Source organism: Pinisolibacter aquiterrae, from assembly GCF_019160155.1.
Classification (GTDB): Bacteria; Pseudomonadota; Alphaproteobacteria; order Rhizobiales; family Ancalomicrobiaceae; genus Pinisolibacter; species Pinisolibacter aquiterrae.
The window spans coordinates 117,468-130,512 of sequence record NZ_JAFNIH010000018.1 but is presented as its reverse complement, the minus strand read 5'-3'; the positions used below and the strand labels follow the sequence as shown (position 1 = coordinate 130,512).

At 69.0% G+C, this 13,045-nt stretch carries 10 protein-coding genes; 5 read left to right on the top strand and 5 right to left on the bottom strand.

Features of this window, described 5'->3' with window-relative positions; all coding sequences use genetic code 11:
• Positions 1 to 468 precede the first annotated feature (468 nt).
• Together J3S89_RS03680 and fdhD are read left to right on the top strand one after the other, a co-directional pair.
• A complete protein-coding gene (locus tag J3S89_RS03680; RefSeq protein ID WP_217926120.1) occupies positions 469 to 1,572 on the top strand; it encodes an Mrp/NBP35 family ATP-binding protein in 1,104 nt (367 codons plus the stop codon).
• Positions 1,573 to 1,578: 6 nt separating this feature from the next.
• Complete coding sequence (gene fdhD, locus J3S89_RS03675) at positions 1,579 to 2,409, top strand: formate dehydrogenase accessory sulfurtransferase FdhD (protein ID WP_217926119.1); 831 nt, start codon at positions 1,579 to 1,581, stop codon at positions 2,407 to 2,409.
• 15 nt (positions 2,410 to 2,424) lie between these two features.
• Here fdhD and J3S89_RS03670 read toward each other — a convergent pair whose 3' ends face one another.
• Complete coding sequence (locus J3S89_RS03670; protein WP_217926118.1) at positions 2,425 to 3,438, bottom strand: glutathione S-transferase family protein; 1,014 nt, start codon at positions 3,436 to 3,438, stop codon at positions 2,425 to 2,427.
• A 207-nt stretch (positions 3,439 to 3,645) separates the two neighbouring features.
• On the opposite strand from J3S89_RS03670, the gene J3S89_RS03665 reads away from it, so the two are divergent.
• The gene (locus J3S89_RS03665) at positions 3,646 to 4,734 is read left to right on the top strand and encodes an acyltransferase family protein (protein ID WP_217926117.1); all 1,089 of its coding nucleotides are present in this window, start codon (positions 3,646 to 3,648) and stop codon (positions 4,732 to 4,734) included.
• Between the two features lie 96 nt (positions 4,735 to 4,830).
• A complete protein-coding gene (locus tag J3S89_RS03660) occupies positions 4,831 to 5,355 on the top strand; it encodes a YcxB family protein (RefSeq protein WP_217926116.1) in 525 nt (174 codons plus the stop codon).
• A 27-nt stretch (positions 5,356 to 5,382) separates the two neighbouring features.
• Here J3S89_RS03660 and uvrB read toward each other — a convergent pair whose 3' ends face one another.
• Positions 5,383 to 8,106, bottom strand: coding sequence for an excinuclease ABC subunit UvrB (gene uvrB, locus J3S89_RS03655; RefSeq protein WP_217926115.1), 2,724 nt, complete (start codon positions 8,104 to 8,106; stop codon positions 5,383 to 5,385).
• Between the two features lie 232 nt (positions 8,107 to 8,338).
• On the opposite strand from uvrB, the gene J3S89_RS03650 reads away from it, so the two are divergent.
• Positions 8,339 to 9,748 (top strand): mannose-1-phosphate guanylyltransferase/mannose-6-phosphate isomerase, encoded by a 1,410-nt coding sequence (locus tag J3S89_RS03650; RefSeq protein ID WP_217926114.1) that lies wholly within the window; start codon positions 8,339 to 8,341, stop codon positions 9,746 to 9,748.
• Positions 9,749 to 9,923: 175 nt separating this feature from the next.
• Here J3S89_RS03650 and purU read toward each other — a convergent pair whose 3' ends face one another.
• From purU to J3S89_RS03635, 3 genes are all read right to left on the bottom strand, one after another.
• A complete protein-coding gene (gene purU, locus J3S89_RS03645; protein WP_217926113.1) occupies positions 9,924 to 10,781 on the bottom strand; it encodes a formyltetrahydrofolate deformylase in 858 nt (285 codons plus the stop codon).
• A gap of 250 nt (positions 10,782 to 11,031) precedes the next feature.
• Positions 11,032 to 12,702, bottom strand: a complete 1,671-nt coding sequence (locus J3S89_RS03640) for an OFA family MFS transporter (RefSeq protein ID WP_217926112.1) — start codon at positions 12,700 to 12,702, stop codon at positions 11,032 to 11,034.
• Positions 12,703 to 12,834: 132 nt separating this feature from the next.
• Complete coding sequence (locus tag J3S89_RS03635) at positions 12,835 to 13,041, bottom strand: formate dehydrogenase subunit delta (RefSeq protein ID WP_217926111.1); 207 nt, start codon at positions 13,039 to 13,041, stop codon at positions 12,835 to 12,837.
• Between the last annotated feature and the right edge of the window lie 4 nt (positions 13,042 to 13,045).

The window sequence follows — 13,045 nt, the reverse complement described above, 5'->3', positions numbered from 1 at the left end:
TTCATTGATGCGGGTCAATCGACGCGACACGAAACAACGTCGATGGGGCGAATGAAGACATGAGGCAGGAATTTCAGATTCGACGATGTCTTGCTCGCTACCGCCGTCGCCGAGATCGATTGATATTGGAAGCGTCATCGGCGCCAATATTTTCAGCTTCGGAAGAAAAGCGAGAAACGAGGGGGAATCACACGCCTCGGGCGAGTCTCCCCCCGGTTCGCACGACGAGGCGAGAGGCGCGTGCCCTTCTTCGCCGGCCGCCCCGTCGCGACGGGTGGTCCGGTCGTTCCTCGGGCGGTGGCGCACGCGTGACGAGGTGGCGCGCGCCGCCACCTGCGACGTCTGACCCCGGGGATGGCGGGGGTGGCGGGCGTTGACGCGTCGGTTTGGACGGTGTCTATCGAAAGAACGTCCGGCGGAGGCGTCTGTCGCGTCCCCGCGCCTGAGAGATTTCATCGGAGAACCGACATGGCCGTCACTCGCGAGTCCGTCCTTTCCGCCCTCGCCGGTCTCGCCGGCCCCGACGGCGTGACGCCGCTGCCGAAATCGGGCGCCCTCTCCGACGTCGTCGTCGACGGCGGCCGGGTCTATTTCTCGATCGCGGTCGATCCCGCCCGCGCCGACGCGATGGAAGGCCTGCGCAAGGCCGCCGAGGTTCACGTCGCCGCCGTTCCCGGCGTCGAGAGCGTGGCGGTCACCCTGACCGCCGAGCGCAAGGCCGCCGCCGCTCCGGCCGCCGCCGCGCCCAAGACCAACGCCCATCAGGGCGCGCTCCCCGGGGTTCGCCACATCGTCGCCGTCGCCTCCGGCAAGGGCGGTGTCGGCAAGTCGACCACCTCGGCCAATTTCGCGCTCGCCCTCGCCGGGCTCGGCCTGAAGGTCGGTCTGCTCGACGCCGACATCTTCGGCCCCTCGGTGCCCAAGCTCTTCGGCCTCGGCGGCCGGCGCCCCGACATGCGCGATCAGAAGCTGGTGCCGATCGACGTCGCCGGCATTCGCGTGATGTCGATCGGCTTCCTGGTCGAGGAGGACGCGCCGATGATCTGGCGTGGTCCGATGGTGATGAGCGCCGTCACCCAGCTCCTGCGCGACGTCGACTGGGGCGAGCTCGACGTCCTCGTCGTCGACATGCCCCCCGGCACCGGCGACACCCAGCTGACGCTCGCCCAACAGGTGCCGCTCGCCGGCGCGGTGATCGTCTCCACGCCGCAGGATCTCGCCCTGATCGACGCCCGGCGCGGCGTCGCCATGTTCCAGAAGGTCGACGTTCCGATCCTCGGCGTGGTCGAGAACATGTCCTATTTCGTCTGCCCGAACTGCGGCACGCGCCACGACATCTTCGCCCATGGCGGCGCCCGCGCCGAGGCCGAGAAGCTCGGCGTGCCCTTCCTCGGCGAGGTGCCGCTGACCATGGCGATCCGCGAGGGCTCCGACGGCGGCCGTCCGATCGTCGTCACCGACCCGGAGGGGCCGCAGGCGCGGATCTACCGCGAGATCGCCGAGAAGGTCCGCGCCGGTCTCGACGGGCCGGTCGCCCCGACCCGTCCGCGTCCGCGCATCGTCGTCGAGTGAGCCGCGATGGAAGCCCGACCGGGCGAGAGCTGCGTGACGGTCGCCGCCGGGGCGAGTGAACGGCCCGCCCGGCGCCATCGCCTCGGCGCCGAGGTGGCGGAGCTTCGCGAATCCGTCGCCGAGGAACTGCCGATCGCCCTGGTCTACAACGGCCACGCCTTCGCGGTGATGATGGCGACCCCGGCGGATCTCGAGGACTTCGCGCGCGGCTTCTCGCTGACCGAGGGGGTCGTCGATCGTCTCGACGAGATCGAGGCGATCGCCGTCGCCGAGGTGCCGCGCGGCCGCGAGGCGCGCGTCACCATCGCCGAGCCGCGCGCCCTGGCGCTGCGCGCCCGCACCCGCGCGCTCGCCGGCCGCACCGGCTGCGGCCTGTGCGGCGTCGACAGCATCGCCGAGGCGATGCGTCCGGTCGCCCGCCCGCTCTCGCCCGCCCGCTTCGAGCCGGAGGCGATCCGCGCCGCCGTCGCCGCCTTCCCCGCGGGCCAGCCGCTCAATGCCGTGACCGGCGCGACCCATGCCGCCGCCCTCGCCGACGCCTTCGGCCGCGTCCTTCTCACCCGCGAGGACGTCGGCCGCCACAACGCGGTCGACAAACTGGTCGGTGCGCTGGCGCTCACGGCGATCGACCCGGGCGCCGGCTTCGTGGTGGTCTCCAGCCGCTGTTCCTACGAGATGATCCACAAGACCGCCGCGGCGGGGATCCCGCTGATCGTCTCGGTTTCCGCGCCGACCGGCCTCGCCGTCGACCTCGCCGAACGGCTCGGCGTCGGCCTCGCCGCCTTCGCCCGCGACGGTCGCTTCACCGTCTATGCCGGCGAGGCGCGGTTCGTCTGAAGCACGGCGCTCGCATCAGCCGGCGAGCGCGGCGCGTCCGTGCGGACCGTCGAGATCGAGCGCCGGCCCCTTCGGCACGATGCCGGTCGGGTTCAGGTGGCGGATCGACCAATAGCCGCGCTTGATCGCGTCGATCGAGACCGTCGCCGCCACCCCCGGCCACTGGTGGAGATCGCGCAGATACCCCGACAGCGCGGGATAATCGGCGATCCGGCGCAGATTGCATTTGAAGAGGCCGTAATAGGCCGCGTCGAACCGCACCAGCGTCACGAAGAGCCGCCAATCCGCCTCGAGCGGCCGCTCCGCGACAAGGAAGCGCCGGGTCGAAAGATGCGCCTCGAGCGCGTCGAGCGTGGCGAAGACGTCGTCGAAGGCGGCCTCGTATGCGGCCTGCGACCGGGCGAAACCGGCGCGGTAGACGCCGTTGTTGAGCGTGTCGTAGATCCGCGCGTTCCACGCCTCGATCGCCGCGCGATGCGCGACCGGGTAGAGATCGACCGGGTGGGCGGCGAAGGCGTCGAAGGCGCCGTCGAGCATCCGCACGATGTCGGCGCTCTCGTTGTTGACGATGGTTCGGGTCTTCTCGTCCCACAGCACCGGCACCGAGACCTTGCCGGTGTAGGTCGGGTCGGCGATCACGTAGAGCTGGTGGAGATGGGCGATGCCCTCGGCCGGATCGCGCGAGCGCCCGTCCGCGTCGAGGAAGCTCCAGCCGTCGTCGCCGAGCTCGGGATCCGCGACCGTGATCGCGATCGCCGCGTCGAGACCCTCGAGCGCCCGCCAGATCAGCGTGCGGCTCGCCCAGGGGCAGATCTTCGCCACGTAGAGCCGATAGCGTCCGGCCTCCGCCGGCAGCGTCTCGATCGTCCGGCCGGCGAGATCCGGGGGCAGCAGCGCCGGATCGACCGGCCCGCCGTCGGCGGTGATCCAGCGACGGAACCGCGTCGGCTCCCGATGAAACGCCCCGCTCTTCATCTCGGACGCCGCGACGTCGTCCTTGACCCATCGACCATCCACGAGTTGTGGCATGACTAGATCTTCTCCTGACCCGTATCTCGGCGACCATGATCGACGAAGAACGCCACCACAGGTAGTCACCTTTACGGCGACGGTGCGTTCGCTATCGATCGAACGATGGGATCACCGCCGGTGATTGACTTTGCGAAGAAGACTCTTCACTCGTAACCGATCGAAACGGTGGAATGATCGACCTCGCGCGCCGGACGGACTCCCTTCATGATCAATCCTTCGGGGTTTTCGGCCTCCGTCCGCTTCTACTGGCCGGTCGACGTGGCCCGCTTCGTCTTCGCGACCCTCGTCGTCTGTGGCCATGCCTATGAATTCGCGCGGCTCGGCAACGAGGATTGGCACGTCGCCTTCTTCGATCGCGTTCTTCCGGGCGGACTCTGGGTCGCCGGCTTCTTCGTGATGTCCGGCTGGTGCATCGCCGCCGGCCGGGCCGGGCGCGGCGACTTCGTCCTGCGCCGCTATCTCGAGGCGCGGCTGAGCCGCATCCTGCCGCTCTACGTCGTCTTCTTCGCCGCTTCGCTGGTGGCCGAGGCGATCTTCGCCCGGGTCGGCGGGCGCACGGACGCGCTGTGGAGCCCCTGGTTCTGGGCGATCCCGGCGCAACTGACCATGACGCAGGGCCTCGTCGGCCCCTTCGGCGCCTTCAATCCGAGTTGGTCGCTGACCCACGAGATGGTCTGCTATCTGGTCTGGGGTCTGCTGCTGCGCAGCGCCGCGCGCCACGCCGGCAGCCGCACGATGCTGGCGATCGCGCTGCTGCCGCTGCTGATCGCCGGGCTCGGCCATGCGCTGGTCCATACCGCGACCTCCTGGCTGATCCTGTCCCTGCCGCTCTATTTCTTCGTCTGGCTGCTCGGGGCGGCCGTCGCCGAGACGCCGGTCGAATGGGTCGAGCGCCATCGCGCCCGCCTGATCGGCGCGGCCTTCGTCTTCGCGCTGCCGCTGGCGGTCTACGCGCTCGATCGCCGGGTGCCCGAATCGATCGGCATGATCGCCTTCTCGGTGCTGCTCGCCCTCGCCGCCACCCGGCTCCACCGGGTCGCCGGCGGCCCGCGCATCGATCGCCTCTCCCACCTCCTCGGCCTCGCCAGCTACCCGCTCTATCTCGGCCACGGCATCGTCACCGTCGCCGCCTCGGTCGCCGTCGCCCATCACCCCGGCGTGGTCGATCCGCGCGTCGTGATGGTCGCCACCATCGCCGTCTCGATCCTGCTCGCCTTCGCCGTCGGCGTCCCGCTCGAGCGCCGGGTGATGGCGTGGCGCTCCGCCTGGCTGCGCCGGCGCTGGGCGGCGTGAACGCCTGCGTGACGGAAGACGTCATCCGCGCCCGGCTGGCGGCGACGGCGCCGCCGTGATCGAATGCGGGTCCTCGCCCGCGCCTCGGAGCCTCCCATGACGATCGTCTGCCGTCCCTATCGCCTCGAGCCCTCCGAGAGCGGGCTCCTCCTCGCCGCCCGGAGCGAGAAGAGCAGGACGATCCCGATCGCCCGCTTCGTCGTCGCGGTGGCGGCGGGCGCCCTGGCGATGGGATGGGTCGCGGTGCTCGTTCTCGAGAAGATCCTCGGCGAGCGGAGCGATCTCCTGCCGGATGGCCTCACGCCCGCGTTCGGCTTCGCCCTCGCCGTGCTGGTCCTGACCGTCTTCGCCCGCCGGGCCGATCGTCAGGCCGGCGCCCTGACCTTTCCCGATCATCCCGAGCAGACGATCACGATTTCCGAGGAGGGGATCGGCGTGAGCAACTTCTGGTACGACGGCACCTATCGCTGGGCCGCCTTCGTGCGCCTGATCGATCGCCCCGAGGGCCTCGCCCTGGTCGAGCCCAACGGCGTCGCCCTGATCGTCCCCGACCGCGCCTTCCCCGACGCCCTGGCGCGGGAAGAGGCGCGCGCGACGATCGCCGCGCACGTCACGGGGTGAGATGCGACGGGCGCGGAAGGCGCGCGCTCACCGCCGCCGTCCGCGTCCCTTGCCCTTGTAACCGGCGGTGCCCGCCGCCGTGCTCGGGCTCGGTCGGCGTGGTGGGGCCTCGCCGAGCGGCACCTCGGTGCGGCCGACGGTCATCTCGTCGAGCGAATTCTTGCGCACCTTGGTCGGCGGCAGATTGGCGGAGCGGCCGTATTTCTTCTCGCCCGCATAGCCGCCGGTGGCGTCGTCGACCGCCGTCTGCCGCGCCAGCGGATCGTCGGCGAGCACCAGCTCGGTCGCCTCCAGCCGCTTGATCTCGTCGCGCAGCCGCGCCGCCTCCTCGAACTCGAGATTGGTCGCGGCCTCCTTCATACGACGGCGCAGATCGTCGAGATGGGCGGCGAGGTTGTGGCCGACGAGATGGCCCTCCTCGGCGAAGCCCGCCTCGATCGTGACGTGGTCCTGCTCGTAGACCGAATGGAGCACGTCGGAGATGTTGCGCTTGATCGATTCCGGGGTGATGCCGTTGGCGAGATTGTAGGCGACCTGCTTCTCGCGACGCCGGTCGGTCTCGGCGATGGCGCGTTCCATCGACCCGGTCATGCCGTCGGCATAGAGGATCACCCGTCCGTCGACGTTGCGCGCGGCGCGGCCGATGGTCTGGATCAGCGAGGTCTCCGAGCGCAGGAAGCCCTCCTTGTCGGCGTCGAGGATCGCCACCAGCGAGCACTCGGGAATGTCGAGACCCTCGCGCAGCAGGTTGATGCCGACCAGCACGTCGAAGGCCCCGAGCCGCAGATCGCGGATGATCTCGATCCGCTCCAGCGTTTCCACGTCGGAATGCATGTAGCGGACCCGCACTCCGTTCTCGTGGAAATATTCGGTGAGATCCTCGGCCATGCGTTTGGTCAGCGTGGTGACCAGCACGCGGTTGCCGCGCGCCGCCACCGCCCGCACCTCGCCGAGCAGATCCTCGACCTGCTTGGTCGCCGGGCGGATGTCGATCACCGGATCGATCAGGCCGGTCGGACGGATCACCTGCTCGACGAAGACGCCGCCGGCCTCCTCCATCTCCCAGCCGCCCGGCGTCGCCGAGACCGCCACGGTCTGCGGCCGCATCGCGTTCCATTCCTCGAAGCGCAGCGGCCGGTTGTCCATGCAGGACGGCAGGCGGAAGCCGTATTCGGCCAGCGTCGCCTTGCGCCGGAAGTCGCCGCGATACATGCCGCCGATCTGCGGAATGGTGACGTGGCTCTCGTCGGCGAAGACCAGCGCCTCGTCGGGCAGATATTCGAACAGCGTCGGCGGCGGCTCGCCGGGACGTCGGCCGGTGAGATAGCGCGAATAGTTCTCGATGCCGGCGCAGGCGCCGGTCGCTTCCATCATCTCGAGGTCGAAGGTGGTGCGTTGCTCCAGCCGCTGCATCTCGAGCAGGCGGCCGGCCGCCTCGAGTTCGGCGAGTCGATGCTTCAGCTCCGCCTTGATCGACTGGATCGCCTGATTGAGCGTCGGCTTCGGCGTCACGTAGTGCGAATTGGCGTAGACCTTGACGAACTTGAGCGCCTGGGTCTTCTGCCCGGTCAGCGGATCGAATTCGACGATCTGCTCGATCTCGTCGCCGAAGAACGAGATCCGCCACGCCCGGTCCTCCAAGTGGGCCGGGAACACTTCGACGGTGTCGCCACGCACCCGGAAGGCGCCGCGCTGGAAGGCGGCGTCGTTGCGCCGGTAGTGCAGCGCCACCAGATCGGCCAGCAACTGGCGCTGGTCCATCCGCTCGCCGACCTCGATCGAGAAGGTCATCGCGGTATAGGTTTCGACCGAGCCGATACCGTAGATGCAGGAGACCGAGGCGACGATGATCACGTCGTCGCGCTCGAGCAACGAGCGGGTCGCCGCGTGGCGCATCCGGTCGATCTGTTCGTTGATCGAAGATTCCTTCTCGATGAACGTGTCGGTGCGTGGAACGTAGGCCTCGGGCTGGTAGTAGTCGTAGTAGGAGACGAAATACTCCACCGCGTTGTTCGGGAAGAACGACTTGAACTCGCCGTAGAGCTGCGCCGCCAGCGTCTTGTTCGGCGCGAGGATCAGCGCGGGACGTTGGGTCCGGGCGATCACCTGCGCCATGGTGAAGGTCTTGCCGGAGCCGGTGACGCCGAGCAGCACCTGGGTGCGGTCGCCGCGCTCGATCCCCTCGATCAGATCGGCGATCGCCTGGGGCTGATCGCCCTTGGGCTCGTAGGGGCTCTCCAGCACGAAGCGGATGCCGCCCTCCGACTTGGGCGGTCGCTCCGGCCGATGCGGCGTCCACAGTTTGCCGTCCTTGAACAGCGGATTGCCGGAGGAGATCAGCGCCGACAGCGCCTCGACCGTGGCGGTGGCGCCGCCCTGAGGAACGGCGGCGGCCTGTTCCAGACCGATCTCGAGGCCCGAGACGGCATTGAGCCCGCTCGCCACGCGCTCCTTCGCGGTCGCCGCGCCGTCGCTCTTCTTCGGCCGGCCACGCGGCTTGGCCGGGGCCGGGGAGGGGGCGTTCGCCGCCTTGGCGATCTCCGCCGCCCAGTCGCCGATCGACCCCGACAGGGGCGTCGCGCCGACGTCGTAACCGCTCTGCGGCGCCTCGGCGAAACCGTCGCCCGTGGCGGCCGGCGTCTCGTCCCAGGGCGGCGAGGCGGCGTCGGTCTCGACGACGGGAGCGCGCCGTCCCTTGGTCGGTGCGGTGGGCGGCGAGCCGGCGGACGGGGTGCGGGGAGATCGGGCCATGGACCGACTATGGCGCGGGACGCGCGCCGGGGAAAGAGAGATGTTCGCCTTTCGTGCGCATCGCGGCTCCGCGTCGACGGAAGGGATCCGTTCACCCTGTCGCCGATCGCGCGCCCGGCCGGCGGCGGCTTTGCCTCGAATTTTCTCTTTTTTGGTGTTTGTCGGCGAGGATCGGGTCCTGTCCGTCGAATGCGACCACTCGCGTTCGAGATCCCGATCGGAGACCGGCCTCATGGCACTCATCGTTCCCGTCGTCCTGTGTGGTGGTTCCGGCTCGCGCCTGTGGCCGGCCTCGCGCGACAGCTACCCCAAGCAGTTTCTCGCCTTCACCGGCGACGATTCGCTGTTCCAGGACACGTTGAAGCGCGTCACCGGACCGGATTTCGATGCGCCCGTGATCGTCACCGGCTCGGACTATCGCTTCCTCGTCGCCGAGCAGATGCGCGCCGCGAAGGTGAAGGGCGACATCGTCCTGGAGCCGTTCCGCCGCGACAGCTGCGCCGCCATCGCCGCCGCCGCCCGCCTCGCGCTGGCGCGGGATCCGCAGGCGCTCGTCCTGGTGCTCGCCGCCGACCACGCCATGCCCGACGTCGCCGGCTTCCTCGAGCACGTCCGTCTCGGTCGTGCCGCCGCCGCGGCCGGCCGCATCGTCACCTTCGGCATCCGCCCGACCCGTCCCGCGACCGGCTACGGCTACATCCGCCCCGGCGAAGCCCTCGCCGAGGAGGGCGTCGCCGCCATCGCCGCCTTCGTCGAGAAGCCCGACGAGGAGACCGCCGGGCGTTACGTCGCCGAGGGCTATCTGTGGAACTCCGGCAACTTCCTGTTTCAGGCCTCGGTCTTCCTCGACGAACTCGATCGGCTCGCCCCCGACATCGGCCGTCCGGTCGCCGAAGCCGTCGCCGGCGCCTCCCGTGATCTCGACTTCCTGCGCCTCGACGCCGAGGCCTTCGCCAAGGCGACGCCGAAGTCGGTCGACTACGCGGTGATGGAGAAGACCGCGCGCGCCGCCGTGGTGCCCTCCGATTTCGCCTGGTCCGACGTCGGCGCCTGGAACGCGATCTGGGACATGTCGCACAAGGACGCCGACGGCAACGGCGCCAAGGGCGACGCCGCCTTCCTCGATTCCGAGAACTGCTACGTCCATTCGCCCGGCCGCCTCACCACGGTGGTCGGACTGAAGGACGTCGTGGTCGTCACCACCCGCGACGCCGTGCTGGTGGTCGATCGCGCCCAGGCGGAGAAGGTCAAGGGCCTCGTCGCCCGCCTCACCGCCGCCGGCCGCAAGGAGGCGACCGAGCACGTCAAGGTCTACCGCCCCTGGGGCTCCTACGAGAGCATCGACGCCGGCGGCCGCCATCAGGTGAAGCGCATCACCGTCAATCCGGGCTCCAAGCTCTCGCTCCAGAGCCATTTCCATCGTGCCGAGCACTGGGTGGTGGTGTCGGGAACGGCGCGCATCACCGTCGACGAGAAGGTGACGGTGTGCTCGGAGAACCAGAGCGTCTACATCCCGCTCGGCGCCACCCATCGGCTCGAGAACCCCGGCCGCATCCCGCTCGATCTGATCGAGGTGCAGGTCGGCTCCTATCTCGGCGAGGACGACATCGTCCGCTACGAGGACGTCTACAACCGCAGTTGAGCGGGGGGACGCGAGAAATGCGAAAGGCCGCCGGAGCGATCCGGCGGCCTTTTCGTCATGTTCGAGGCCCGAGATCCCGTGGCTCCGTAGGGTGCAATGGCGAAGCGTATTGCACCCGCCGAGTCTGCCTCATGGTGCAATACGCTCGCGCTATTGCACCCTACGATTCCGGTCCTCAGTCCTTGAACACCACGGTGCGGTGACCGTTGAGCAGCACCCGGTCCTCGAGCAGATGCGACAGCGCCCGCGCCAGGACCCGCCGCTCGATGTCGCGGCCCTTGCGGACCAGCGTGTCGGGCGTGTCGTGATGCGAGATGTGCTCGACGTCCTGCTCGATGATCGGCCCCTCGTCGAGGTCGGGCGTGACGAAATGGGCGGTGGCGCCGATGATCTTCACGCCGCGCTCGTGCGCCTGATGATAGGGCTTGGCGCCCTTGAAGCCGGGCAGGAACGAGTGGTGGATGTTGATGCAGCGGCCCTGGAGCGCCGCCGCGAAATCGTGGCTGAGGATCTGCATGTAGCGGGCGAGCACCACGATCTCGGTGCCGGTGGTCTCGATCAGCTGCAGGATCTTGCCCTCCTGCGCCGCCTTGTCGGCCTTGTTGGCCGGCAGGTAGTGGAACGAGGTGTCGGTGAACTCGACATGGGCATAGGTCTCGCGCGGATGGTTGGCGACCACCGCGGTGACGTCCATCGCCAGTTCGCCGATGCGGCGGCGATAGAGCAGATCGACCAGACAGTGGTCGAATTTGGAGACCAGGATCATCACCTTGCGCGGCTCGGCGCGGTCGCGGATCCTGAGCTCCATCCCGAAGCGCTCGACGATCTCGGCGAAACTCGTCTGCAGCGTCTCGACCGAGAGACCGGAGACCTCGAACACCACCCGCATGAAGAACTGGCCCGACAGCGTGTCGTCGAACTGCTGCGCGTCGGAGATGTTGGCGCCCATCTCGAACAGATGCATCGACACGGCGGCGACGATCCCGGCGCGGTTGCGGCAGGAGAGGGCGAGAACATAGGAATGGAGCGGCATGAGGACGGGGTTCTCGATGGGGGCTCGGAGGCGGAAGCGAGGGTTCGTCGTCCGGTCCGATCGTCCCGGCCACCCCGGCGCCTCTCCTAATGAACCAATCCGCCGCCGAGGTCCAGTGCGCCGCGCCGCCCGCCGCCGGTGAGCGGGCGCATCCCGGCACCTCGAACCGGCGCGATCGGCCCGGAGGGATGAAGGCGCCGGTTCGCGCCGACGCCTTCTCGCTTCGTCTCGCCGTGACGGGGTGCCGTCCTCAGCGGAACAGTACCAGCGCCTTGGAGAGCGTGATCCAGATGCCCCAGGCGAGCGGGATCCAGACGATCGCCCAGGCCGCGAACACCTTCCAGGAATGGACCACCTCGCCGCCGAGCGCCGTGACGTCGGAGACGAAGTGCTGGTGGGTGTCGTCGGCGGCCTTCTTCTCCTCGGCCGCTTCCTCCTCGCTCATGTGGTGCTTCTCGGCGACCGGCTTGACCAGCCAGTTGCAGAGCGCGCCGACGAGCAGCAGGCCGGCGAGGATGTACATCGTGATCGAATAGACGTCGGCCCGGGCCACGCCGTGGGCGAGCTGATATTCGCGGATGTAGTTGACGATGCCCGGGCCGAAGATGCCCGCCGCCGACCAGGCGGTGAGGAGCCGGCCGTGGATGGCGCCGACCATCTTGGTGCCGAACATGTCGGCGAGATAGGCCGGAACCGTCGCGAAGCCGCCGCCGTACATCGACAGGATGACGCAGAAGGCGAGCACGAAGAGGGCGAGCGACCCGGTGCCGGCCAGTGACGGGATCGAGGCATAGAGCGCGAGGCCGAGCAGGAAGAAGACGAAATAGGTCGTCTTGCGGCCGATCTTGTCGGAGAGCGAGGCCCAGAAGAACCGCCCGCCGATGTTGAAGAGCGACAGGAGGCCGGTGAAGCCGGCCGCCACCGCGGCGATCTGGCCCTTCTGCGCGGCGGTGAGCTCGGAGAAGGTCGCCTGGATGCCGATCAGCTTGCCGCCGAACACTTCCTGCAACAGCGGCGAGGCCATGCCGAGAATGCCGATGCCGGCGGTCACGTTGAGGCAGAGCACCCACCACACCAGCCAGAACTGCGGCGTCTTCCACGCCACGTCGAGATGGACGTGCTTGGAGGTGATCAAGGCGTTGGTGGAGGCCGCCGGCGGGGTCCAGCCGGCGGGCTTCCAGCCGTCGCGCGGCACTCGGTAGCCGAGCGCGCCGCCGATCATGAAGACGAAATAGATCAGGCCGAGAACGATGAAGGTCTGCCAGACGCCGACCGAGGTCGGGGTGGCGAAGATCTTCATCAGCATGTCGGCGAGCGGGGCGCCGATCATCGCGCCGCCGCCGAAGCCCATGATCGCCATGCCGGTGGCCATGCCGCGCCGGTCGGGGAACCATTTGATCAGCGTCGACACCGGCGAGATGTAGCCGAGGCCGAGACCGATGCCGCCGAGCACGCCCGAGCCGAGCCACATCATCCACAGCTGGTGGAAGTGGACGCCGAGCGCGGAGATGAAGAAGCCGCCGCCCCAGCACAGCGAGGCGACGACGCCGGCCTTGCGCGGACCAGCCTTCTCGAGCCAGCCGCCCCAGATCGCCGCCGACGACCCGAGGAAGACGAAGAACAGCGTGTACATCCAGCCGAGGCTGGAGATCTTCCAGTCGCAGGTGGTGGTGAAGAGTTCGCCGACGAGGCCCATGTCGGCCGGACAGGCGACCGGCGCGGTGATGCCGATGGCGCGCGACAGGGGCAGCCAGAACACCGAGAAGCCGTAGGCCATGCCGATGCAGAGATGGATCGCCAGCGCCGCGGGCGGCACCAGCCATCGATTGAAGCCGGGCTCGGCGATCGTGTGGGAACGGTCGAGGAACGCGAACGCTCCCGCCGGGGCCGCGTTGCGGCCCACGCTGTCCATGCTGGTCATGTCATTCCCCCCTGGCCGTCGATGAACTCGATGGCGCTTTTTTTGTGGCGCGCGATGCGGCGCCGGTCTCGGCCGGGCCCCCCCGGCTCTTCCCGTGGGCGCCGTGCGTCCACGGGGGTTTCGGTTTCGCCCTCAGGCGGAAAGTCGTCCGAGCGCGGTCTTGGCGACGTCGCTCAAGCCCGCGCCGCCGGCCGCCACATGCGCGAGGATCGCCGCGCGCATGCGCGGATCCCAGTTCTTGGCGATGTGGTCGGCGATCGCCGCCTCGGCGCCCGCCCCCTGGCTCGCGAAGAACTGGGCGATCTGATTGGCCATGGTCACCAGCCGGTTCGCGTCCATGGTC

Coding starts and splice junctions, on each gene's coding strand:
- J3S89_RS03680 (WP_217926120.1), top strand. CDS start 469: ATGGCCGTCACTCGCGAGTCCGTCCTTTCCGCCCTCGCCGGTCTCGCC.
- fdhD (WP_217926119.1), top strand. CDS start 1,579: ATGGAAGCCCGACCGGGCGAGAGCTGCGTGACGGTCGCCGCCGGGGCG.
- J3S89_RS03670 (WP_217926118.1), bottom strand. CDS start 3,438: ATGCCACAACTCGTGGATGGTCGATGGGTCAAGGACGACGTCGCGGCG.
- J3S89_RS03665 (WP_217926117.1), top strand. CDS start 3,646: ATGATCAATCCTTCGGGGTTTTCGGCCTCCGTCCGCTTCTACTGGCCG.
- J3S89_RS03660 (WP_217926116.1), top strand. CDS start 4,831: ATGACGATCGTCTGCCGTCCCTATCGCCTCGAGCCCTCCGAGAGCGGG.
- uvrB (WP_217926115.1), bottom strand. CDS start 8,106: ATGGCCCGATCTCCCCGCACCCCGTCCGCCGGCTCGCCGCCCACCGCA.
- J3S89_RS03650 (WP_217926114.1), top strand. CDS start 8,339: ATGGCACTCATCGTTCCCGTCGTCCTGTGTGGTGGTTCCGGCTCGCGC.
- purU (WP_217926113.1), bottom strand. CDS start 10,781: ATGCCGCTCCATTCCTATGTTCTCGCCCTCTCCTGCCGCAACCGCGCC.
- J3S89_RS03640 (WP_217926112.1), bottom strand. CDS start 12,702: ATGACCAGCATGGACAGCGTGGGCCGCAACGCGGCCCCGGCGGGAGCG.
- J3S89_RS03635 (WP_217926111.1), bottom strand. CDS start 13,041: ATGGACGCGAACCGGCTGGTGACCATGGCCAATCAGATCGCCCAGTTC.